This is a genomic window from Paenibacillus sp. N22P23, assembly GCF_059383735.1.
Window position 1 is genome coordinate 939,143 of record NZ_JBXENT010000002.1, and the last position, 24,332, is coordinate 963,474.

Below are 24,332 nucleotides of genomic sequence, written 5' to 3' on the forward strand. Positions count from 1 at the left end.
TATCATATGAATAAGTGCTCATATATTGAATAAAGGAGGATGTTTATGAACGAATATCGCGTCAAAGGGCTCTCATGCGGTAATTGTGCACTAGGTCTTGAACAACACATCAAACAGCTGGAACATGGTGAGAGCGCTTCTCTTAGTTATAATTCAGGCAAACTGAAGCTTGACCCTCGAGTATCGTTGTCCGAAGTCGAGCATATTTTAAAATCGGATCATGCCTATATCGATCGCAGCCATCCTGCCGAAAGCGATGATCATGACCACTCTCACGAGGGCAGTCATACTCATACTCATGAACACGGGAATTCTAAGATGATAAAAATGTTGATTGTTTCAGCAATTCTCTATGGTGCAGCCTATATCTCCGGGGATCAAGTATACAGTGGCATCCAAATCGGAATGTATGTTGCAGCAATCGTTCTCAGCGGCTACTCGACATTTCTAAGAGGGCTAAGGAATCTGTTTGCATTGCGATTTAACATTGACACCCTTATGACAATCGCATTGGTCGGCGCCGTTGCAATCGGAGAATGGAAAGAAGCAACGCTCGTTGCTATTCTCTTCGGCTTGAATGAGCTGCTCGAGGGGCTTGGGATGGAGAAAGCTCGTCGCTCCATGGAGACGCTCCTTAAAGTGGCTCCTAAAGAAGCGGTGAAAATTGAAAATGGCCATGAATTGGTAGTCCCTATCTCGTCTTTGACGATCGGTGACCTGGTCATCGTTAAACCCGGAGAAAAGATCCCATCCGATGGCGTTGTAGTTAGCGGAAAAAGCTCGGTTAATGAAGCTGCCATTACAGGAGAGGCATTACCGATCGAGAAAGAAAATGGAGAGTCTGTTTTTGGTGGAAGCATCAACAATGAAGGTGTACTTCACATCCGTATCGAGAAAGCCTTTAAAGATTCTTCGCTAGCAAAGATTTTGCATTTGGTTGAAGAAGCGCAGGAGACCAAAACACCGACTGAGCTATTTATTAATAAATTCGCAAAGTACTACACACCGATTATTATGATTGTCTCGGTCCTCGTCATTCTGGTTCCTCCCCTTCTCTTCAGCGGTGAGTGGAGCAAATGGATTTATCAAGGATTAGCAGTCTTAATAGTAGGATGCCCTTGTGCACTTATTCTCTCTTCGCCAATAGCCATTGTATCCGGCATAACACGAAGTGCACGGAACGGTATTTTGATAAAAGGCGGCGTCTTCCTAGAGCAGCTAGGCAAAATCGATATCATTGCCTTCGACAAGACAGGGACAATAACCAAAGGCGAACCGTACGTCGAGAAGATGATTGTATACCGGGAAAAACAATTCTTAGAGGTCGCAGGAGCTATAGAAAGTTCCTCTTCTCATCCGCTGGCCAAAGCAATCATGAGAAAAATGGCTGAGCTAGGCATCGAAGTCTCATCACCCGATGAAATCCAGACGATTGCCGGCCGCGGTATTGCAGCCATTGTACAAGGAAAGCCCTATTGGCTCGGGAATGAAAAAAGCATGGAGCATCTCGTTCTTCCTGCCGAAGTCCAAACTCAAATCGATGATTTGAAAAATCAGGGACTTACGTTAGTTCTCCTGGCAGATAAGGAGCAAGTGCTTGGCATGTTCGGTATCGCGGATGAAATCCGACACGAAAGTAAAACTGTCATTGCACAACTCCATCAGGCCGGCATTCGAAACACGGTCATGCTCACGGGAGACCATCAGAAAACCGCAGAGAAGGTGGCTAAGCTAGTTGGCGTTACTTCAACCTTCGGTAATCTTCTCCCCGAAGATAAAGTGAATAAAATCAAAGAACTCGGACTTCGCGGAAAAGTCGCTATGATTGGAGATGGCATTAACGATGCGCCTGCTTTAGCGACGGCTCAACTGGGCATAGCAATGGGAAAAGGAACGGATAGTGCTATTGAAACCGCGGATATCGTGCTCATGCAGGATCATTTAGGCAAACTGCCGGAAGCAATATCCGTCGCTAAACGAGTCAATGCAATCATTCGGTTTAATATTGCAGTTTCACTCGGATTAAAGTTAATCGCCTTGCTGCTTACCGTCCCTGGGTGGCTCACTCTGTGGATTGCCATTTTGTCTGATATGGGTGCAACAATCTTCGTTACATTAGTGAGTCTGACGGTGCTGCTTGGTACAAGTAAACGATGAAGACCTAAACGGCCCCAAATAAACAAACAAGGCAGCCGATCAAATGATCGACTGCCTTTGCTGTTGTTAGCCGCTGGATTTCTTGCGAACCGGAAAATAAATATCCGTTACGGAGTCCTCGGACTCGGGACCATGATTTCGTTCATCATAAACTTCAATATTATATAGGCCTGCGAGCTCGTATTCACTTTGCCTTAACCAAGTTGAGTATAAGTAAGCATGTACGGCGCCGGCATTCTCGAAGGGACCGAGGAATGTAAAGGAGACATACGTATTCGCGGGGATCTCTCTAACAACCATTCCGTCTGGAATGTGCTCATCAGAGGATACCTCTACACCAATAAAGAATTCGAATAGGTCGGTTTCCGGATTGTAGTCCTCAGGGTCCGTACAGAGCCCAAACACTTCTCTTTCATTGATCTCACTGTCAATTTCCGATCGTCTCTCCAGGAACCTCGATGCCAGCTGAATCGTTGTTCTGTTCTGCTGCACATCGTAGAGTGTTACGTTTGTAGCTAATCCGATCAATTTCGCAGCTGCTTTCTCCACTATTAAAGCTTCCATACTCGCCTCCCTACTCTCTCACAATGATCAACGCTGCTAATCCCAGCTATATTGGGGTTTCTTCAGACCGTCTTCGATCCATAGAAATCGACCGGTAATCGAATCCGATTCCGGCTTGAGCAAGTCGGCAATGAGTTGGACAGACTTCGCAGGTGAATCACCGCCGGTCCTCTCCACCCAAGCCACCCAATCCTGCAGCTCACCGGGCACGCGAACGTTATCCCGAATGGCTTCGAACATTTCCGTTTTCACTTCTCCGGGGTGAAACACGTTCGCAGTCACACCTGTGCCGCTAAGTTCAGCAGCCAGCTGTCTCGTAAAATGATTTAAAGCGACTTTACTCGTAGCATAGGCACTGTTCGTCCCCTCAGGCTCGGCCAGCGATGCCGCGGATGTAACGTTAATAATTCGCCCCCATCCCGCCTTCACCATTTCTCCTGCCATTACTCTGCAGATGAAATAAGGACTGATCGTATTAATCATCATCGTTTCCATCCATCCTGTTGGATCGCTTTCCAGAATCGGACCGATTTCTTTAAACACGCCTGCTGCATTCACGACAACGGCCGGAACACCGTAATTCGAGAAGATGTGCCGAGCCATGGCCTCTACCTCATCCAGCTTGGAAATATCCGCCACGACCTTGTAGGCCATTCCGCCTTGTTCACTGATTAATGCTGCCGTGTCTTCCAACTTCGCCGCTCTGCGACCTACCAGTACGAGCTTCGCTCCTTGTTCTACCAATCCGATGGCTATTGCCCGCCCGAGCCCACTGCCGGCACCCGTTACTAGCGCTATTTTGCCATCCAGCAGCCTTGTTGCTTCCGACATGCAATCCTCTCCCATACGATGACTTACATTCAGTTTGTAACTATACCAATCATGAAGCCATCGTATCCTTTGCTGCCAACGGTTTGAATCGCTGTGGCTGTAATTCTAATCTCTTCTGCCAAGAGATCATAGAACTGCCTTATTCCTATTACGCGTGGATCCGGGTTATTCTCGTCCAGGACTTCGCCTCCACGAACGACATTATCGCCAACAATGACAGTTCCAGGGTGGGAGAAGTGAAGGGCCCATTTCAGATAATTAGGATTGTTCGGTTTATCCGCATCGATAAAGATGAAATCAAATGCCTCCACACCTTCGTCCCGCATGAGAGCCAGCTGCACCAAGGCTTCCCCGACACGAATTTCAACCCTATCGTGCACCTGTGCAAGAGATAGATTAGCCGCTGCTATCTGTGCATGATGGGGGTCGAGCTCCAAAGTGACGATTTGGCCATCAGACGGCAGCGCTCTCGCTAACCAAATGGTACTGTAACCGCCCAATGTGCCGATCTCCAGAATTCGTTTGGAGCCATGCAGCTGTACGAGCAAATTCAGAAATTTGCCTTGCATAGGAGAGACATCAATCGCCGGCAGCCCCGCCTCTTGATTGGTGGCTAACACCTTCTCGAGAATAGGATCCTGCTCCATCAGCCGCTCCTCAATATACTGATCAACCTTCCCCCATACAACAGCTTCATTCATAATGATCACTTCTCCTTCTCATAATGAACTTCTGCTTCCAGTGTATTCGATTCCTAGATCGAGCAGGACATCAGCACGTTCCCATCCAAATCTTTAAAATGAATCACTTCTTCATCCCTATGTATAATCTCCACCCCGAGCTGGGTTAGAAATTGGAAAGTCGCTTCATTATCAGGTGCGGTTAAACTGAACAGCGGCTCAGCAGACGGAATCACTTCATCTCTCTTTTTCAGAAAAATATTAGAGCACTGACTTCCACTTAAATCGAAGATATGCATGCCCTCTCTGGTTTCCTCCGGAATCGTTAGACCCAGCAAGTTGCAGTACCAGTCAACTGACTTCCTTACATTCGTTACATTAATGAAGATTGCCGGAACGACTGGTTTAATTGGTGTAGTCACTGCTTGCTCTAGCATTTCGATTACCTCCTACTAATAGATAACTGATCTTGAAGTTTACCGTCCAGCAAGGAAGCCAGATCGTCCAGAGACTCCTTAACTTCAGCGCCCTCAAATAAGATACGTGCCAATGCAGGATTCACGTAATCGTCCAACAATTGAAAGACAGTCGAGTTACCTGCTGAAGTCGGAAGCTGCGCACTATTCGCGAGCTGGGCCAATATAGCATTACGCAGAGGATCTAGGTCGTGGCCTACAGCCGAAAATACAGCATGCAGAGCTGCAATCGACCCTTCCGTTACTAGTCGAGTTAACTCATTGTTGGTGCATATCAATTCACGAAGCAGGGACTGGGCTAATTCAGGATCAGCTGTTTTTGACGAAATGCCGAACCCGCACACCCACGGCTCGTTTACCACTTGTCCCCGTTGAAATTGCGGTAATCCAGCAATACCGAGATCATGCTTCAAATGAGGCTCTATTTCATGCAGCATTACGTAATAATCCAGAATCATCCCGACATCGTTATGAATCAAATCACTATTCACAAAAAAATCCTGGGTTTCCCGTGCAACTTGGTGTTTGCGAACTAGATCAACTGCCCACTGTACAGCTTGTATCGCTTGGGGACTGTTTGTATAGCCGGAGGCTCTGCTTCTGTCAGGTGAAAACCAGCTAGTACCGGCAGTGAGCAGTAACAGCCCAATATACTCATGATGAAACGAGATACGAGCTGCAAAACGATTTTCGCCTTCGTTCACATTCTCGTCTTGCAATCGAACTGCTGCATCTTCAAAATCATTCCAGGTCCAGCCTTCCGCCGGGTAAGGAATACCCGCCTTATCAAACCATCTCTTGTTAAAGAAGATTCCTTTCATGGTAGCACTTAGCGGAAGTACATCGATTCGCCCGCCCTGCTCGATCAGGTTGAAGATCGAAGGCTGAAACAACCCTCTTATCTCGAAGTTCTGATTTAACCATTCTCGTAGATCAAGCAATAGTCCATCTTTGCCGCAGTCGATAATGTCTCCATTGAACAACTGGACAAGATCGGCATCGGATTCCCCCTTGTATAAGGCGGTACGGATCTCTCCGTTAGGCACAACTTCTACTCTAATCCTCACTTCGGGGTGCAACGCTTCGAAACGCCGCGCAACTCCTTCAATTGCTTCTTTTTGCCACGGTTCGTCGATGTGTACAACTAGCTCCATTTTCACTTCTCCTTGTGTTGGGATGCTGGTAGCGGAAATCAAATCTGCTATTTATATTCTACTCTCATAGAAAATTTCCTTTATTTGTAACAAGTTGATCCCCCAGGTGAAAGCGAAATATAACGGAACACGCAGGAAAAAACCTCCGATCCCGCACGAATGCGAGACCGGAGGTCAAGAAGTTAGGCCATCCAGCAGCTAAACGTTCATGAACTTAGTATTGGGATAGATAGCTGGAGCCGATGACCGTAATCGTCGAGATGCCAGGTCCGGTCCAACCGACGGCTAGATTATCCCCGCCGCCACCGTCTTTATGCAAGATTTCAAAATAATAAGGCTGTCCGGCGGTCAATGTAATGGATGCCGACTGCTGGGCACTGTGTTTGTTCCATTCACGAACGCCCGTGTATTCATAGACGCTGGCAATCATTGAAACGTTCGACGGACTGTTGTTCGTGCTGAGCCACAGCTGTGATGAATCATCACTTGCAATGTAGAAGGTGTAGGTACCGCTAGTTGCAGGTGTGATATAACCGCGAATGCGATCACCGTAGTTATCCGCCCAGTTCGTGGCTCCTTCAAGGCTCGTTAACAACGTTGTTCCCGAAGGCGCTGTACCTGTCGGAATGCTGCTGACACTCGTACCGGAGATGCCGGTCCAATACTCGAGAATGACGCTGCCCGCGCCGCTGCCGCCTGAAGCATTCGTCGTCACACTGATCGACGTGCTGGCAGAAGATATATTGCCGACTGCATCCTTGGCTTTCACAGAGAAGGAGTAGGCTGTATTCGGTGATAGACCGCTAACTGTGAACGCTGTTCCTGTAGCGGAACCGACCAAAGTCGTTCCACTGAAGACATCATAGCCTGTCACACCCACATTGTCGGTCGAAGTCGTCCATGACAGACTTACGCTCGTAGATGTCTTCGATGGTGATGACAGATTGGCTGGCGCAGTAGGCGCTTGCGTATCGGCACCGCCGCCTCCGCCTTGGTTCACGTCGCAAGTTTTGTAAGAGCCTGGAATCGGATCGCCGAATGTGCTGTTACCGCAATAGACGGAATTCGTGAAAGTACCGTATGCGTAAGAACCATTCGCCCCATAACGGACTTCTTTCGTTCCACTAAAGGAACAGGTATTGTTCTCCCCTGCGCAGTTCACCCAATTCGCCGCAGCCGAGCTGCTTGTCGTGACGCTAAGCGCGCTGCTGGCCGGAGAGATGTTGCCCGCTGCGTCCTTCGCTTTCACGGTAAACGAGTAGGACGTATTCGCCGTCAAGCCGGAGACAGTAAACGTCGTGCCGGTGGAAGAGCCTGCAAGCACGCTTCCGTTGTAAATGTCATAACCGGTTACGCCGACATTGTCGGTCGATGCCGTCCAAGACAGACTGACGCTCGTGCTCGTCTTCGAAGGCGAAGCGAGGGCTGTCGGCGCGGTTGGCGCCTGCGTATCCGTCGCGGCGTTCGTCGTGACGCTGAGCGCTCCGCTCGCCGCCGACAGGTTGCCAGCCGCATCCTTCGCTTTTACGGTGAAAGAGTAGGTTGTGCTTGCCGTCAATCCGGAATCCGTAAAGGTGGTTCCGGTCGGCGTGCCTACCAGCGTAGAGCCTCTATATACCTCATAGCCGGTCACGCCGACATTGTCGGTCGAAGCCGTCCAGGAGAGGTTCACGCTTGTGCCCGTCTTCGACGGAGAGGTGAGTCCGCTCGGCGCAGTCGGCGCCTGCGTATCCGCCGCGGCATTCGTCGTAACGCTGAGCGTATTGCTTGCGGCGGAGGTATTGCCAGCCGCATCTTTTGCTTTAATGGTAAAGGAATAGGCCGTACCTGCGGTTAGACCGCTAACCGTGAAAGTCGTTCCAGCCGTCGTGCCAGCCAGCGTGGAGCCGTTGTACACATCGTAACCTGTTACGGCTACGTTATCCGTCGAAGAGGCCCAGGACAGGTTAACGCTTGTGCTCGTTTTGGATGGGGACGTAAGACTGCCGGGAGCAGTAGGTGCAGTCGTGTCACCGCTGCCGGTTCCGGCTAAATTCACGTCGCAGGACTTGTAGGCGCCCGGAGCCGGATCGCCGAATTGGTTGTTCGAGCAAACGACCGAGCTCGTGAAAATGCCGTAGTTATAGCTGCCGTTCGCGCCATAACGAACCTCTTTGGTGCCGGTAAAGCTGCATGTTTGGTTCTCGCCTGCGCAAGCGGTCCAGTTAGCGGCTGGATCGGTAGTAGCGGACGCGGTATTGCTCGCCGCCGATACGTTGTTCGAAGCATCCTTCGCTTTGACGGTAAACGTATAGGCCGTGTTAGGCGTCAACCCGATTACGGTTTTGAACGTATTGATGGCACCGGTTGTCGATCCGACCACGGTCGCTCCGGTGTAGATGTCATACCCGGTTACGCCCATGTTATCGGTGGATGGCGACCAGGCGAGGGTTACGGTCGTATCCGTTACGTCGGTGACCGTCAGGCCTGTCGGTGTCGTCGGCGCTTGCGTATCGCCTACGTCCGTCGTGACGTTCAGCGTGTTGCTGGCAGCCGACACGTTGCCTGCCGCATCCTTCGCCTTAACGGTAAAGCTGTAGGCCGTGCTAGGCGTTAATCCGTTGACAGTTAAGGACGTCGCGGACGTGGAACTATAAAGCGTGCCGCCTTTATAGACATCGTAGCCGATGACGCCGACGTTATCGGTCGCGCCGGACCAGGACAGGTCCACGGTTACGTTCGATTTGGAGGGGGAGGAAACCGTCGGCGCCGTTGGCGCTTGCGTATCCGGTGGACCGGCATAGACGTTAATCATCTGCTCCTTCAGGCTTGCCCGGCCCGTATTGTCCCAAACGACGAGCGTCACGCGATAGTTGCCCGCGTTCTGGTAAGTGTACGTCGGGCTTGTTGACGTTACCGGAGGACCTTCGCCTAGATCCCACAGCTTCTCTACGATGGTGCCGTTGTCCGTAGATGAGTTGGTGAATGTAACTGGCTGACCAAGCTGCACGGACAGCGGGGCGCTGAAATTCGCGACGGGCTTCGGATCGCTGAAGCCGCGGCTCGTCAGCTGCGTGTTGGTTCCGTTGCCGCTAACCGTGTTGCCCGACCATTCAAGATCGGCCGCCGAGGATGGATATTGATCGATGGATGCTCCGGCATTGCCCGTAATCGTGTTGTTGATGAAGCTGAGCCGATCCGTGCCGGAGGCCGTCGTAATCTCGATCGCTTTGCCTCCGTTGTTCGTTATAATGTTGCTGTCGAAGGTAAGATTTTTCGAATTGCCGTGAATGCGGATCGCGTTGCCGGCATAGCCGGGATAAGCGGCAGCCGGGTTGTTATTCGGTCCGTTTTTGAACGTATTCTTATAGAAGTATTGGTACTGCTCCGTCTCGCCTGTTCCCTCGCCTTGAAGCTGCATGCCCCACATGACGATGTTCTGAACGGTGTTATAGCCCCAATATTGGTAGCCGGTACCCGGGGATTGCTGCATGCCGACTTGCTGGCCGCCATCGACTAAGTTGTCGGTCGTGACGCCGTGCGTCACCATAACCTCTAGTCCCATGCCCTTGACCGTGCCCGCCGTAGTATGAACGACATTGCGCCGAACCGCGATCGACTCGGATCGAACGGCGCTGATCCAGTGGTCGACGTTGTTGTCTTCAATGACGGAATTATTGCAGTTCGTGTGCAGCTCGATCGAGAGGCCGTGCGCGTTGACGCCCGATCCCGTGATCGTGTTGCCTTTCACGACAACCCCGTTACAGCCGTCGCTTGCAAAGATGCCGCCACGGCCCGTGTTAGAGATCGTATTGTTCAGGAACTTCGTATTGTTCGAGTTCCAGCCGGCACGAATGCCTGCGCCCCATTCGGAGTTGACACCGATATTCGAAATCGTATTATTGGCAATGATCGAGTCCGAGGAAGCCGACAACAGGATGCCAAAAGGAGCGAATCCATCCGATTTGGTCAGATCCTTGATGATGTTATCATGAATATAATGACTGCCGCCGGGCTCGCCCCAGATACCGGAAACAACATGATTGTTGCTGTTGCCGTCGATGGTGAGCTGTGCGATTTCAACGCCTGTTTTACCGCTGAGCGAAATCATATTGTTGTCCGTCGTGCCGTTATATTTGATGATGGTTGTCGATTTGCTTTGACCAATCAGTTTAACGCCTGACTTCGCGACAATAGATCCCGACGTATAATAGGTGCCGGATGGGAAGTAAACGGTGTCGCCGCTGGCCGCTGCCGTGATCGCATTGTTGATGGCCTGCGTATCATCCACAGCATCTCCGCCATTAGCTCCGAATGAGGTAATATTGAAGCTTGCTGCATTGGCTACAGGTACTGCAACGACAGATAAGAATAGCGATAATAACGGAAGCAGCAGAGCTACACTTGAGCATAAATTTCGCTTGCGGAATTTGAATCTTTTCACTTTATCACAACTCCTTTTTCCTCATGTGTACTGCACGATGATTCCTTTGCCGAGCTTCTGCATGAATCATGCTGCATGTGTCGGATGTTTAATAAGCTTGAATCAGCTCCTTTCGCAACTAACAAATGTAAGCGCTTGCCATACGCTTGTTTTACATGCTACAGGCTGATAGCAGAGTCTGAAAGTGTACAATAGTTGAAAGCCTCTCTATGTGGATAGTCCGCGTGTATGATTTTTTCGATTTCATGCACTTTTTTGAATTTCTCCTATAAAATGGACAAATCTACATCCATTTCAACCCATGCGAAAGAAGGGCTATAGGGGATTGATCCCCTACAGCCCTCTTTTTCTTAAACGTTAATAATTGTCCGGTGGAGCGCTAAGCCTTGTTTCAGGTCTGAAATATTTCACATATTGATGGTAGTAATCCATTTCTTTAAACCCTAGCTTCTCATACAAGCTCTTCGCGAAATGACCTTTAGACACTTCAAGTTTAACCTTCTCTTCTCCTCTGCTGAGGATCACATTAACAAGATATTTCACGAAAGCGGTGCCGTATCATTTGAGCTTTATCTCTTAGCTTGTCATATCTCTGAATGGTAACAAGATTCAACTATCTCGCCTCGTTTCACCCGAGTGATCAGACTCCCTCTTTCAATTTCTCGAGAATTCTGCGCTTGCGATACATCATTCTGCCTGCTTCAGCGACGTCTTGAAGGGTGGAGCGGTTCAGATAAGCACCGAATAGAATGCCTGCGATCGGAATCATCTGGAACATCTTTTTCCATCCAAAATTGTCCCTGTACGTAAGCATGACCTCGCGCCAGCCCTGCAGCTGGGACATGACTTGCCCGCTTTTCTCCCCCGAATGGAACGCAGCCAAATCATCCAGTATCGCTTTCTTGCCGACGATGTCTGCGGACGCAAACTGCATGCACTTGACGATAAACACCCGCTCTGACTGCTCGGTTGGGTCATAGCCGTAGCTGATCGCGATCTCCTGCAGCGCTTTAAGTGAGATGCCGAGCAGGAGCGGAATGTCGATGGCCAGTGTGAAAATCCCTCCGATTCCCGTAGTCGCGCCTTGCACCGTCGCCGTCTTGCTGCTTGTTTGGATCACGCGATCGGCCATCTCATCCATTCTGCCCAGCGGAAGCTGACCGATCCGCTCTAAAGCAACCGGTTCATCTCGCTCCGCATTCGGAAAAAATTTGCGGTACATCTGCTCCTTGCTGATCAGATAGCGCCCGCCGCTCTGGACGTAGCTTCCGAGCTCGTCAAGCGCCGTTCCTATTTTCTCCTGAATGAACTTCGGGGTGATCCGGTCCAGGAGGGCAAAGGGCAGCCTGCCGAGCTTTTCCCAGAAAAAGAGACCCTTCTGATCTTGTTCCCATCGTTCGATTTGTCTTAATTCCGTTTTTAAATAATCTGCGGTTTCTGTATTCGTCATTATGGTGTGGACACCTCTTCTGTAATTTCCCTTGAACCATACATACTGTAAAATGCACCGCGAAGTTTCAATTAATTCTGATCGGTATCACGAACCCCGTGGATCTTGACGGCGTGTTGAGGTAACCAATCCCAATAAATATTCGAAGATAGTTCGAGCTCGAGTCTACCCTCTTCCACCCGATAAACCATTCTATGCCTAAACGATGTCTCCACGAAAACCAGATGAATCTCAAGCGTATCGTCGTCAATCCATCTGAATGTCCCCGCGACCTTCTTAGCTACTCCATCACCTGGTTCAGATACACGTAGATCGCTCAGGATCCACGATCCGCGTCCCAATCGGACGGGTTGTTCCCCAAAGTTATTCCGGATAACCAATGCGGTTTCCCGCTCGTCGAACCGTAAAGATACCGTCTTGATATGCTCACGGTTTGGCTCCATCGCATAGACCTTACCTTGGATGAGCCGCTCGACCTTGGACTCGGTTTCCTCCAGGCATACATCGATTCGAAGATCGTTCAACCGAACGGTTAGTTCCCTACAAGCGGCTTCATCCGGGGCCAGTACTCCCTGTGACATACCCGGTAACAGCGTCTCCCATACGGAACCGACCAATTCATGCTTATAATCCGTTCCGGAGAAGACGGCGAGCACTGCATCTTGATCAGGCATCACGAGGCAAAATTGGCCGAATGCGCCGTCCGCCCGATAGGAATTATGCCGGCATCGCCAAAATTGATAGCCATAGCCTTGCGAGAAGTCGTTATTCTCATCGTCGCCATTAGAAACTTGATAAGCGGAAGCCTCGTCGACCCAACTCGCAGGCAGCCGTTGCTTGCCTCTCCACTCTCCGCGTTGCAAGTAAAGCTGTCCGAACTTGGCGATGTCTTCGCTCGTTAAGCTAAAGTTCATTCCAGCGTACGCGATTCCTCGTGGACACAACTCCCACGTCGCTTTCGACAGACCCAGTGGAACGAATAAGCGTTCATCGAGAAAATCTTCGATCGATTGCCCAGTAATACGGTGTATGATGGCACACAGCATGTATGTAGCGCATGTATTATAAGCGAAATACGTACCTGGAACGTGTTCAACAGGCGTTTCTAGGAAATACCTCACCCAATTACCGCTTTCGCATGCCCAGAAGTCGACTCCATTCGTATGTCCAGTCGCCATCGTTAGCAAATGCCGAATCTTCATCGCGGACAAGTTCTCGGACATTGTCTCCGGTAGATCTTCGGGAAAGAGGTCGACGATCCGATCGTCCAATGAGAGCAGCCCTTCTGCTTCGGCGAAACCGATCGCTGTAGACACGATGCTTTTGCTCAGAGAATACAGCGCATGCGGAATGTTATTTTGATACGGTGCCCACCAGCCCTCGGCAATAACATGCCCGTGGCGAAGCAGCATGAAGCCGTGAACCTCCCAATGGTTCTCGCGGATGACATCCAAAAACTTCATAATAGCCTTAGAGGAAACACCTTGTTCCTCCGGCTTTGATCTTGGCAGCTGAAACCTATTTTCCATCTCATCAACCCCCTCTGGATAAGCGACATCATTCATACGCTGTAATATACTGGAAAGTTGCGGCGGTTGTTTCAGCACCAAATCACCTATGAATAGGAAAAAGACAGCCGACTAAAGTCAGCTGCCTTCGTATTTCAGAGGTTTGTGGTTGTATGTGGGGGGGAATGCACGGCAAGCCCGATCACGACAATTCTGCTTCCCTTTTTGTACTTTTGGAGCACTTTGGGAACCTTATTTCCCTTTGCGTTAATAAAGCTAATGGTAAGCGAAGCGTTATTTTTCGTTGCTACATAGACGGCGCGGCCATTCGCAAAAATTCTTCTCCAATTATGATCAAAATAATAAACTTCATTATTCAAATCCGACAAGGTATACCGCCGGGTAAAAGCCAAGAGTACCACCTCCTTAACGTAAGTTATGTCGAGGTGATTGATAATTCTTGGACTTGAACCTGCCGATTATGCCCGCAGCTTCGTCGTAATTAGTACAACCGCCTCAATGCTTCAGCGGAAAATGGAAGTAGTTCATTGAATCGTTCGCCCCGAACCTTCTCAGCCCAAGCAGGATCCACCAACAAGGCGCGTCCAATAGCGACGAGATCGAATTCGTTCTGCTCTAACCGGACAAGCAGTTCGCTGATGTCGGACGTTCCTGCGCTTTTTCCTCTGAAGGAGCCCAAGAATTCATCATCGAGACCGACGGACCCTACAGTGATCGTAGGCTTGTCCGTTAACTTTTTCACCCATCCTGCGAAATTGAGGCTGGATCCTTCAAACTCGGGTTCCCAGAACCTGCGAGTTGAGCAGTGGAATATATCCACGCCCGCTTCCACGAGAGGAGCGAGTAATTGACCGAGCAGTTCGGGCGTAGCAGCGAGTTTGGCCGTATATTCGGATGATTTCCACTGCGACAATCGAATGATGATCGGGAAGTCAGGACCTACTGCGCGGCGGCAAGCTTCGATGATCTCGACGGCAAATCGAGTACGTGCCTTTAAATCGCCACCGTATTTATCCGTGCGTTGATTCGTTTTCTCCCAGAGGAATTGGTCGATCAGGTAACCATGGGCGCCGTGGAGTTCGATACCGTCGAAGCCAATCCGTTTCGCGTCGGCTGCCGATTGTGCGTAAGCTTCTACGACTTGATCGATTTCCGCCTGAGTCATCGGTTCATTCACTTGTTCCCCCAATAGACTGAGTCCTGAAGGTCCAATCGATGGCGCTTCCGGATGAGGGAGCGAACCGTTCTTGCGGGTCATCCCGACATGCCAGAGCTGCGGCACGATACGCCCTCCCGCTTCGTGCACCGCGTCAGCGACGCGTTTCCAGCCTGCAAGCGCTTCTTCTCCATGGAAATTAGGGATATTGGGATTGTCGGTTGCCGCTGGATGATTGATCAGCGTGCCTTCCGTAATGATCAGGCCAACGCCATTTTCCGCGCGTCTACGGTAATAATCCACTACGTCCTGTCCAGGTACACCTCCCGGTGAGAAGGCTCGCGTCATCGGAGCCATCACGATCCGGTTAGCTAAGCTGAGATTACCTAATGTAAAAGGCCTGAACAATACTTCCACGGAATGCGAGTTCGTTGCTTGATTGCTATATTGATTTGTCATGGTTGTTCCTCCATACCACTTTTTTTTCTATAAAGGCTTACTCCTTGTTTAAGGAGATTATCTCCTTCTTCGTGAAGATTTTATTCTATTCCCTCATTAATGTAAAATGGTATCTGGACCACCTTAAGAAATCGTTAAGAAATCGCACCCGAAAAGTTTAAATAACTACGGTATACTCTTCCTATCGAACTGGAAAATCGAATCCGGTGAAAATCAAGGAGATAGCTATGCGTAAACGCGAACGAATAAAAAAAATCTTTTTATATGGTGTTTTCATCTGTTACCTATTTGTGTTAATTAAAATATTGTTCTTATCGCGAGTATCGATTTCGGAGCTATTTAGCAGCCAAAGGACTTTAGTTAGATCCATTAATCTCATCCCTTTTTATAGTATGAGTGAATTTATATCTACCAGCTCTGCTAATATAAGAAGTTTCGCTTTGGGTAATGTGGTTGGCAATATCCTTCTATTTATTCCCCTTGGTGTATATGTGTCATTATTTAAGAACAATTCAAAAGTAATAAGCAATCTGTTGTTTATAGGTATGGTGAGTTTAGTTGTTGAAATCATTCAGGGACTGTTTGGCATTGGAGCAGCAGATATTGATGATATCATTCTAAATGGTTTAGGTGGATGGATTGGTATTGTAGTGTATAAGTTTTTACTTTTACTACTACGAGATGAGAAGAAAGCACAAACTGCAATTACCGTACTTTCTGTTATCGTAGGATTACCGGTTATATACTATTTATTATTCATGATAAAGATGAGATTCTGAATCTTCATAATGAACTCCCTTGATCTCTCCAGATTTGGCGTCCATGTTGATGATAATGCGATCTGACTGACCATCTTTGTCTTTGTTTAAAGTGTGAAACATAACTGTCCACATCCCATCGCTTAGAATGGCATCTTCTGCTTCGATGGACATATTTTCTTTGTCATGTTCGCCAAACCATTCCGTAACTTCTTTATTTTCTTTTGCCTTCGCTTTGGCTTGATCCACAGTCATGATTTCAGGTTCTTTTTCCATTTCCAGTTCAATAGGAAAGGTGGAGAGGAACCTCTCCTTCTCGTGCATTTGGAATGAAAAATTCACATCATACATGCCACTTAATGCTCGCACCGAACTTCCATTCGTTAAGCTAACCTCGCGTTTAAACGTCAACTTTTTTTCTAATGTTTCGCTCGGCTCCATTTCCTTTAAATCATTCGGATCAAATACATCGTCACAAACTACTACTTTTTCACCACTTGCAACAAGGTGAGAATAAGCATCGTCCTTTTTCACAAATACCATAAAGGGAATGCCGCAGCGCCCGTTATAAATAATTGTCTCCCCGCTGTTATTGGTAATCGATGCTTCTACCTTAATATTTTCACCAATCGTTATCTTGGCTTTTAATGCAAGCCCGTTCTGTTCAAAATCGTGAGTGATCGTTTTGTGATCGCCAGATGCCAGGCGCAAATTCGCCCCGCAGCCAGTAAGCGTTACTAGTAGAAAAAGAATCATCACGAATGGTTTCATTCTGCCACCTCCTTATTATCTGACGGACGTATAAGCATCATAGTTGCGCTAATCTCGTCAGTTGAACAAACGAAAGAGGAGCCCCATGAATAGCAAGCTCCTCAGTCCATGTTTATTCCTTAGGATCGCCTGCTCATCGCTTGAAAGGCATGGCTCGTAACGCATTGCTCCAGCCAACGCGGTTCGAGCCCACCTGCCGCTGCCGCTGGGAAGAAGTCAGTAAATAAGTGATGATAAGGACGCAAATTTCCGCCTTTGTGCTGTCCTACGTTGTACCAGCCGGTATCTTGAGACAATAGCACTCGGTCACCGACGCCGCATTCGAGCAGCTGACCTAGTAGACTCACATGCTCCTCATATGTCCCCGGCAAAATGGAGTCGATGGAAATCCAACCTCCTGCCTCCGCAATCCGCTTGTATACATCAGTGACTTTGAATGTTTGTGCATGCACCCAAATGAACCGCTCCTGATCGAACTCCTCTAGTTTCATAATCTCGTAGGCATGCAGGGCGATATCATGGCCTATTGTATGACACTGAATCGGCAGGCCGGTTTCCAGTGAGGTTCGTATAGCGGCACGGAGGATCTTCAATTGCATAGCGTCGATTACCGTTCCGTCATTAAGCGCGATTTTGATATAACCCGGATATACGCCGCTCTCTCCGATTCCGTCCCGCGCTTCACGAATCCATATCTCAGCCAGGTCTCGTTCTGAAATTTCATGAACGAAAGAAGGCAGATACGGCTTCTTGTAAAATCCGGTGTTCGTGATCAGATGGACGCCGGACAATTCCGACAGCCGCCGCAGAACGTACGGGTCCCGGCCCAAATACTCCGGTGCACAGTCCACCATGGTGCTGCATCCGGCTTCCTTCAACTTCAACAGATACGGAAGGATGCACGTGACCACCTCGTCACGGTCATACATCTCCGGTGTAAGCTTCCCCTCTTCCACAAACCCTACGAGCACATGCTCATGTGCCAAAATACGTCCTGCTTCCTGTGCGGTAATTAGACCTGTAACCGTTCGCAGCATTAACAGCACCTCTATTCTGAATTGAATCAACTTCATGGGGTAACAAAAAGCCTGTTCCTGACATATCGTCAAGACCAGGCTTGTTTTCAGCATTACAGTTTTACAACATTCTCCGCTTGAGGTCCACGTTGGCCATTAACGACATTAAATTCAACACGTTGCCCTTCGTCCAAAGCTTTGAATCCTTCGCCCTGAATGGCAGAAAAATGAACGAATACATCGTCGCCGTTTTCCCTTTGAATGAAGCCAAACCCTTTTTCCGCATTAAACCATTTGACAGAACCTGTTTCCATTAACAAATAACCTCCAAAATCAATTTAAACATTATGCCCCTAGATAGCGAGCTATTCACAAGTATATCCCATAAAAGACAAAAAATATGTTGGAATTTGTATTTCTAATTAAAAAATAATTAATGTATTCTGCCCTTGTCTCGTTTGCGTAATCTTAAGCATATTCTTATAACAATAATAATATAGTTATAAACAATACGAATTTATTGCAAAACGATATATCCCATGCTAAAATCATGTTGTCCTTACATAAATGAAATGAAAACGTGAGGTGTTTTTATTGAGAGAAGTTCCAACATTGTTTTTAAAAGCAGCTGTTTTTATTATAGGATTACCGGTCCTTGCTTTATGTATATTTTTAGTTCCCCCTATGGCGAACTTCGCAGCAACATCGTATCCAACTATTGCCCCAATGAAATATCTCGTTTTCATCGTGATGTATGGAGCGGCTGTACCTTTTTACATTGCTCTCTATCAGGCTTTCACACTTTTACGGTACATTGACGCCAATACAGCGTTCTCGGAATTATCTGTAAAGGCATTAAAGAACATAAAATACTGTGCGATTACAATCAGTGGTTTGTATGTATTAGGTTTGCCACTCTTTCGTTTTATAGCGAAGAAAGTTGATCCTCCTATTGGAATAATGGGACTCATCATCATTTTTGCTTCGTTGGTTATTGCCGTTTTTGCAGCTATCCTAGAGCGGCTTCTGCAAGAAGCGATTAACATCAAATCAGAAAATGATATGACGGTCTGAGGTGGGGCTGCCAACTGGCAGCCCTTCGTTTTGTAAATTTTCCCAACAATTTCATGTGTAAAAAAATCGGATTAATCCTAATAGGGCAAACGCGAATAATACAGTGCCGGCACCAATCCCCGTAATCGCGCTGTTTGCCACTCGGAGCTTGGGGGATACAATTACGGCTACAATCGATACGATAACCATAAGCGCTGCCAGAAGCCATAAGCTGGGATCATCGAATACGCTCTTCAAGCTAATAAAATGAATGCCGACGATAAAAGCGATCCATGGCGCGATGTACGCCTTGCGCTTCAATCTGATCAATACAAATGCACCTGCACCGGACAAAACAAATTCGCCATAAAACGCAATCAAATAGTCACGGTAGGAGGACGCCTCATTCAAAGCGGATGGCGCATCCCAATTCTTAATGCTTAAATAGACTCCTGTTAAGCACACTACTAACGCAATACCTGATGCAATGCCAAGATATTTTCGCCAGCTTGCTCTTGGATTTTCTTGTGCCCAGCCAAACCACACGAAACTAAACATGCCAAATACGGATGCATACATGGCGTAGTCCCTAATGTAATCCATTACCAGCCACCTCGATCTGTTTTAGTTGCTTTTTCAACAACATCATTTGCCCGATATGGTACGCATTATGGATGCACAAATTTGAGATGACCCCCCACCACTGAGCATGGAAGTAGGATGGTATTCTTCTTTCCAGTTTTGAAACCTCACAATTCGTGATCATCTCTCGCCATTCTGAAAAGCTATTACTTAATCGCTCTATGGTCTCTTTCCAACCATTGTCGTTCATCTTCGTATGATCCAATTCAAAAGTTTCATCATTTCCTATATCATTTTGCTCACTTATATCATCGTTAATAAATCGCCTTAGCCACATTTCATTCCAGTAAATGAGATGGTTCACAATCTCCCAGATGGAACTTGAGTTACCCTCTGATTTCCAGATTGCTTCAGCCACACATACATCATCTAAAATCGTTTTAGACGATTTAAACCAACTTTCATCGTTATGACAAGCCGCCAACTGATCGAGTAAAACTTCCTTCACGCTAGTCATCATTACCACTCCTAACAAGAGAATTCTCACTTTCCACTGTAAATCCCTGAATGCTTCCGAGGTTTACTATTTCCTGTTTAGTCATGCCTTTAGTATCGAGAAGTAATATTCCTTTTAGCTGTCTGCCCGATACTTCAATGACAACGGCAGCCGATCGAATGGCCAGCTGCCGTCGTGTCCTCATCGAATTCATATTTAGGAAATCGTTTCGGCTGCAAATTTTACTACTTCGAAAACATGGCAAACTCAAAGTCGCTGATAAGTAGGTACGAGATCGTTTGTTGCTTGTTCTCGTTGAACAAAAACGATATGTAATACTTGTTCTTCATCGGATCTTTGGGTAAAGGCGAGGATTCCAGCTTAACTAATGTTTCGTCATCTCCTTGATCCTCTTTCAAAAAGATATAAGTAGCATATTGCTCACTGTCTTCACTGTTCTTTTCAATACTCACCCCATATTTTTGATGGACAACTATCTTCGGAGTGAGAAAGTTAACATTTCTGACCGTAGAAAACCTTGTAGATAAGTTATTTCCCGAACTAACCATTAGTCCTGCCGCTTTGCCATCCCTGTAATATATTTCGAGCCCCTCATAATTATATTTGCCCATGAAGTCCTTTACTGGCTGAATTCCAAACAGCTTATCAATCTCCACTTTCGGCATGCCAAGCCGAATTTGCTTTTTCAAGACCGCATCGTAGATGGATAAATCCTCGGTACTGAAGTGATCAGAGGTAAATGTGTCCTTCAAGGCATTTGTGCTTACTGAAATTTTATTATCCCCGTGCCAATATACCTTCAGGCCGAGGCTTTCAGCCACAAACCTCAGCGGTAACATCGTTCTATTCTTCAAGATGGCCGCTTCTACATTAAGTATTCTTTCTTCGTTATCCACACTGGCCTTTTTATTGCCAATTTGCAAAGTTATGCTCTTACTTTTGTACTTGATGTCAATGATATTCTTAGTTTCGTCCCACTTCAAGGTACCTCCCAGCTTGTCAATAATGACTCTAATAGGTAGTAAGGTAGTCCCTTTTATCAGTACCGGCGCAGTATTAAAACCTGGATCAATCTCTTCTTCCTTCCCATTGAAAATCATCGTTGGACTGCCGATATCAAAAACAAAAAATCCATACACACCTTCTTCAGGAACGAGCTTATTTTCGTTTGAAGGCTCAGCGGCAAATACACTGTTCATTAACAAACAAAAAGTCAGCAAAAATAGTACTACGACACAGATACGTTTTCTCATTTCATCGTCAGCCCCTTATTTTTCCTAATATACCATACTCTATTTATTATTTCGTTGGAAATTTAGGATATAAGGGGGAGGTTAACGCTGACCATAATGTCAATCCACTATCCTGCGCCATTTAGCTTAATGAAAAATGGAGCAGCTGCCACCGGCAAACTGCTCCTTTTTTTTGCTCAACTATCGTTCCTCGTTAGTTTTATCATGAGCTGTGCGAGTTGATTCGCGCTTATTATTTTCTTGCACCTTGACCTAGTATTTCTTGTGAAGACCCCTCAACATATATGACAAATGATCCTAGCATCTCGTCGCGAGTGGAATTAAACGTAACTTGATACATATCATCGTGGTCTTCCCCACGAGCTCGAACGTTTGGTAAGTTGCTCGCTATCACAATTTCGACTTTCCCGGCTTTCCAGTCACCAACAACCTCATCTTTCGCAGAATCGGAAAGGCTTCCACGCCACCTCACGGATGGTCGAAACGTCAGCCGTTGCTGACTCACTTCCATTCGTGCATCCCACGATTCCCCAGACTCCTAACAGAATTAGTAACAAAACAAGTGCGATCAAGATTCTCTTTTTGATTTTTCATGGGGAAGTAAAACGAGACGATGTATCTCCGGTGAAGGAGAATATATCCGCCCCGGTACATACGGCGCCGTCGGTATCTCGCCGTGCATCGTGTCCACGTTGATGACCTGACAGATTACGAGCAGCGCTGCCAGCGGATCACTGAGAAAGCGCGAATGGTAAAACGGCCCTGTCGGTGTAGCTTGGAGCGTAGATCCATCCAGCAATTCCGCCATATGCTTAACAGCTCGCACAGCTGCAGCCGTTCCCTGCAAGCGACCACGGATCCAAACGATACGAACGCGCCGGCCTTCCATTTCCCCCTCAACCGCATAACGCATAGACAAAACCTCCTTCGATCACTTGCGATTTATCAAAATGGAAAGCATGCTTGATTAGCATACGCAGCAGTTAGTTCGATCTCATTCCCATCAGGATCTCTATATATTCACTTCATCCCAATTTTTAATCACATATCCAATCTGACATAGGATAATAAATAGATAACTGATGTTAATAAACAAATAAAACTTAAATCTTCTTGACCTATCCTTCTTGTGCACCTTTAGTAATCTCACAACATCAAATATCCCCATTACACCCCATAGCAAAGTGAATACTAACAATAATGCATTAAAAAGCGACATCATCATACCTATTCCTACGTCTGATGTTCTTACAGCTTTAAAGCATAGATGAACTGCTGCTGTTAGCATGAATAAACCTAAACCAATAATGCTTAATAACGGTGGTTTCGTGTTGTCTTCTATGTTATTCCCGCCTCTCGAATCTGCGCTCCCGCAGCGTTCATTTGCGTTTCCCAAAGAAAAGTTGACTCACTCGTTTAGAGAAGTCTTCTATCCCAAAACTTGCTGTATCAATCCGGTTATACCAGTTTGTGATGGTTTCCAAGATCCATAAAGGTACCTGTACATCGCTGATAAGTGGATAAAAATGTTTGTATGTCCATACCAAATGTTCCCACCGACTATCGTTTCCTTCCTGGATATATTCCGATACATCAAGAACCTTACCTTTACCATCTTGTAAAAGAACATTTTTCAGATGAATATCCCTTGGGTTCAGCCCCAGACTACGGACATACTCCCGGGCATGTTCAACGTCTTCTATGACTTGCTCTGGAACATGGATACCTTGCAGCAGACAATCATATAAGGTAACGCCTTGTTCAAAACTTAATACCAAATAATTGGATCCGGCTCCATAGCATTGAGCGAAATAAGGTGATCCCTTTAAGCGATTGTATATTTCCACTTCCGCTTCCTTCTTCTCTACCGACTGAGCGGAATACACTTTATAGGCGTAATTAGGCGTGTTTGCGTAATAAAAGACCGCAGCATCCGTTCCGATGCCGATGCAGCGCAAATCTTCTGAGAACCCGATGACGGAAACAGGCTTATTGTTTTCATGACCTACGACCTCAATATCCCTCAATGCTTCCTCAACTTGCTTCCAGTCTGCTACCATAACGATCTCCTCCTTCTTGGATGATTCCGATGGTCATTCATTCACCTCTTAAAGATAGAGCAATGCCTTGCGAAGATAGAATGTTGGTGGTCCCAGCTCGCTTCGAGACCTTTCCTCGGTGTGATGCAGGATGGATTGGTAGCTTACTGAATGGTATATGGCATGGACGACCTCGCAGAGCGACCATAGCTCCAGTAGACGATTCATCGGCTCATAACTGCTCCACAGTCTCAAATATTCGTCTCGCATCTCAGTCCGCAGCGTTACATCGCTTTCGTCAAAGATCATGAACATGTCCATGAAGGGATGGGCGACACACGCATCCGTCCAATCAATCAAGGTAATTCTCCCGTTACGGATGGCGGCGTTCCCCATATGCAGATCACCGTGTACGAGTGTAGATGGCACCGCATAGGTCGATATTCGCTTGCACATATCTACAATTAAAGGCAGGTGCCGCCGAAGACCACTGATCTCTTCAGGTGTAAGTTCAGAAACGACAAGCTTATCCTCTAGCAGTGGTTCCACAAAGGGAAGGAGTTTCGCGGGCTTTCGGTCCGCACATCCCAGCTCGATTAACTCATCGATATGGGATACCATCTCAAGTTGAATTTCTCCGAACGTGCGCAGTAGTTCTATTTTGTTCTCCACGATATCGCGGTTTAACTTGTCTCCGGCATCCGCAAGGAGCATCCATCCTTCGGCTGGCTCAGAAGCCATAATAATCGGCAAACGATCAGGAAATATTCCCGCCAAGTAAGCGACAAATGTGGGTTCCTGAGCGAACAGCGGCTGCTTCGCGTTTGTTTTAAAATATACGATTCCCTGTGTGGTGGTAAGCCGGAGCACACAGGAGAGACTCCACCACTTGAGCAGTTCTGGAGGTTCCGTAAGCTCTATTCCGAGATTCCGAAGAGAACTAACGATCCAAGACGTTGCCTTCGAATACCACCCGGTACGCTCCCAAGGCTGCCTTAATTCCGGCACGTCCTGGCTCCCCGCTTCGACCAAGTAATCATGAATAATTCCTTTGTGATCCGGCCGCGATACGGATAACTCTTCAGGGCCAACCCATTGTTCATTGTGATGAAGTGTCCCATTTGAGGATTCGATGCTTTCTAACTCGAAGAATGCTTCATTCCCGCCGTTGTGACTATTAGGTTGCATCCATACGTAACGGCACGCGATGACAGGCCTTCCAAGCAGCTCGGACATCTCTCGCGTTACCAAGACAGGTGAGAGTTCTGCTTGCCCTTTAACAACTATTGTAGGTAAGCACCATTCTACATTTGTTTGATGCTTAACCGTCAGTAGTTGACCGGTGGAGGGGTTGCGGAGCAGTCCGTAAATAACGGATTCAGCTTCATTGTCGCGGATGTTAGTCATGGTCAACCTCCTTATGAGTCGGACGGAATATGTCACTACTATAGCATAAAAAAGCCG

23 protein-coding genes are annotated in these 24,332 nt (G+C 47.3%); 3 read left to right on the top strand and 20 right to left on the bottom strand.

From position 1 onward, the window contains the following. Positions 1-45: 45 nt before the first annotated feature. On the top strand, positions 46-2,157 hold the full coding sequence (locus tag AC506A_RS14675) for a heavy metal translocating P-type ATPase (protein WP_495461730.1): 2,112 nt from the start codon (positions 46-48) through the stop codon (positions 2,155-2,157). Positions 2,158-2,223: 66 nt separating this feature from the next. Here the strand turns inward: AC506A_RS14675 and AC506A_RS14680 are convergent, their stop codons facing one another. From AC506A_RS14680 to AC506A_RS14730, 11 genes are all read right to left on the bottom strand, one after another. Next, entirely contained in the window at positions 2,224-2,721 is a 498-nt protein-coding gene (locus tag AC506A_RS14680; protein WP_495461731.1) for a GyrI-like domain-containing protein, read from the bottom strand. A gap of 36 nt (positions 2,722-2,757) precedes the next feature. Further along, a complete protein-coding gene (locus AC506A_RS14685; protein ID WP_495461732.1) occupies positions 2,758-3,552 on the bottom strand; it encodes an SDR family NAD(P)-dependent oxidoreductase in 795 nt (264 codons plus the stop codon). Between the two features lie 29 nt (positions 3,553-3,581). Then, the gene (locus tag AC506A_RS14690) at positions 3,582-4,253 is read right to left on the bottom strand and encodes an O-methyltransferase (protein WP_495461733.1); all 672 of its coding nucleotides are present in this window, start codon (positions 4,251-4,253) and stop codon (positions 3,582-3,584) included. Between the two features lie 53 nt (positions 4,254-4,306). Next, complete coding sequence (locus AC506A_RS14695; RefSeq protein WP_495461734.1) at positions 4,307-4,669, bottom strand: VOC family protein; 363 nt, start codon at positions 4,667-4,669, stop codon at positions 4,307-4,309. A 5-nt stretch (positions 4,670-4,674) separates the two neighbouring features. Continuing rightward, positions 4,675-5,862: an extracellular solute-binding protein gene (locus tag AC506A_RS14700; protein WP_495461735.1), complete on the bottom strand. Its 1,188-nt coding sequence runs from the start codon at positions 5,860-5,862 to the stop codon at positions 4,675-4,677. A 214-nt stretch (positions 5,863-6,076) separates the two neighbouring features. Further along, positions 6,077-10,285, bottom strand: coding sequence for a fibronectin type III domain-containing protein (locus AC506A_RS14705; RefSeq protein WP_495461736.1), 4,209 nt, complete (start codon positions 10,283-10,285; stop codon positions 6,077-6,079). A gap of 357 nt (positions 10,286-10,642) precedes the next feature. Beyond that, a complete protein-coding gene (locus AC506A_RS14710; protein WP_495461737.1) occupies positions 10,643-10,771 on the bottom strand; it encodes a hypothetical protein in 129 nt (42 codons plus the stop codon). Between the two features lie 154 nt (positions 10,772-10,925). Then, a complete protein-coding gene (locus AC506A_RS14715; RefSeq protein WP_495461738.1) occupies positions 10,926-11,735 on the bottom strand; it encodes an EcsC family protein in 810 nt (269 codons plus the stop codon). Between the two features lie 71 nt (positions 11,736-11,806). Then, the gene (locus AC506A_RS14720) at positions 11,807-13,264 is read right to left on the bottom strand and encodes a serine hydrolase domain-containing protein (protein ID WP_495461739.1); all 1,458 of its coding nucleotides are present in this window, start codon (positions 13,262-13,264) and stop codon (positions 11,807-11,809) included. A 134-nt stretch (positions 13,265-13,398) separates the two neighbouring features. Next, positions 13,399-13,656: a hypothetical protein gene (locus AC506A_RS14725; protein WP_495461740.1), complete on the bottom strand. Its 258-nt coding sequence runs from the start codon at positions 13,654-13,656 to the stop codon at positions 13,399-13,401. An 89-nt stretch (positions 13,657-13,745) separates the two neighbouring features. Then, positions 13,746-14,879, bottom strand: a complete 1,134-nt coding sequence (locus AC506A_RS14730; RefSeq protein WP_495461741.1) for an NADH:flavin oxidoreductase — start codon at positions 14,877-14,879, stop codon at positions 13,746-13,748. Between the two features lie 227 nt (positions 14,880-15,106). On the opposite strand from AC506A_RS14730, the gene AC506A_RS14735 reads away from it, so the two are divergent. Next, a complete protein-coding gene (locus tag AC506A_RS14735; protein ID WP_495461742.1) occupies positions 15,107-15,658 on the top strand; it encodes a VanZ family protein in 552 nt (183 codons plus the stop codon). Here AC506A_RS14735 and AC506A_RS14740 read toward each other — a convergent pair. The 3 genes from AC506A_RS14740 to AC506A_RS14750 form a co-directional block, all read right to left on the bottom strand. Next, positions 15,632-16,408: a hypothetical protein gene (locus tag AC506A_RS14740; protein WP_495461743.1), complete on the bottom strand. Its 777-nt coding sequence runs from the start codon at positions 16,406-16,408 to the stop codon at positions 15,632-15,634. The genes AC506A_RS14735 and AC506A_RS14740 overlap by 27 nt on opposite strands. 119 nt (positions 16,409-16,527) lie before the next feature. Continuing rightward, positions 16,528-17,445 carry a phosphotriesterase family protein gene (locus tag AC506A_RS14745; protein WP_495461744.1) on the bottom strand — a complete coding sequence of 306 codons (918 nt, stop codon included), beginning with the start codon at positions 17,443-17,445 and terminating at the stop codon, positions 16,528-16,530. A 92-nt stretch (positions 17,446-17,537) separates the two neighbouring features. After that, entirely contained in the window at positions 17,538-17,738 is a 201-nt protein-coding gene (locus AC506A_RS14750) for a cold-shock protein (RefSeq protein ID WP_495461745.1), read from the bottom strand. A gap of 280 nt (positions 17,739-18,018) precedes the next feature. Here AC506A_RS14750 and AC506A_RS14755 point away from each other — a divergent pair, with 280 nt between their 5' ends. Next, positions 18,019-18,498 carry a DUF2975 domain-containing protein gene (locus AC506A_RS14755; protein WP_495461746.1) on the top strand — a complete coding sequence of 160 codons (480 nt, stop codon included), beginning with the start codon at positions 18,019-18,021 and terminating at the stop codon, positions 18,496-18,498. A gap of 51 nt (positions 18,499-18,549) precedes the next feature. On the opposite strand, the gene AC506A_RS14760 is transcribed toward AC506A_RS14755, so the two are convergent. The 6 genes from AC506A_RS14760 to AC506A_RS14785 form a co-directional block, all read right to left on the bottom strand. Next, complete coding sequence (locus AC506A_RS14760) at positions 18,550-19,080, bottom strand: hypothetical protein (protein WP_495461747.1); 531 nt, start codon at positions 19,078-19,080, stop codon at positions 18,550-18,552. Next, on the bottom strand, positions 19,067-19,579 hold the full coding sequence (locus AC506A_RS14765) for a DinB family protein (RefSeq protein ID WP_495461748.1): 513 nt from the start codon (positions 19,577-19,579) through the stop codon (positions 19,067-19,069). The genes AC506A_RS14760 and AC506A_RS14765 overlap by 14 nt, the downstream gene beginning before the upstream one ends. Before the next feature lie 221 nt (positions 19,580-19,800). Further along, on the bottom strand, positions 19,801-20,829 hold the full coding sequence (locus AC506A_RS14770) for a stalk domain-containing protein (protein ID WP_495461749.1): 1,029 nt from the start codon (positions 20,827-20,829) through the stop codon (positions 19,801-19,803). A 568-nt stretch (positions 20,830-21,397) separates the two neighbouring features. Further along, positions 21,398-21,742, bottom strand: coding sequence for a hypothetical protein (locus AC506A_RS14775; RefSeq protein ID WP_495461750.1), 345 nt, complete (start codon positions 21,740-21,742; stop codon positions 21,398-21,400). A 466-nt stretch (positions 21,743-22,208) separates the two neighbouring features. Next, positions 22,209-22,889 carry a protein kinase family protein gene (locus AC506A_RS14780; RefSeq protein WP_495461751.1) on the bottom strand — a complete coding sequence of 227 codons (681 nt, stop codon included), beginning with the start codon at positions 22,887-22,889 and terminating at the stop codon, positions 22,209-22,211. A gap of 48 nt (positions 22,890-22,937) precedes the next feature. Further along, a complete protein-coding gene (locus AC506A_RS14785) occupies positions 22,938-24,275 on the bottom strand; it encodes a phosphotransferase (protein WP_495461752.1) in 1,338 nt (445 codons plus the stop codon). Positions 24,276-24,332: the final 57 nt, after the last annotated feature.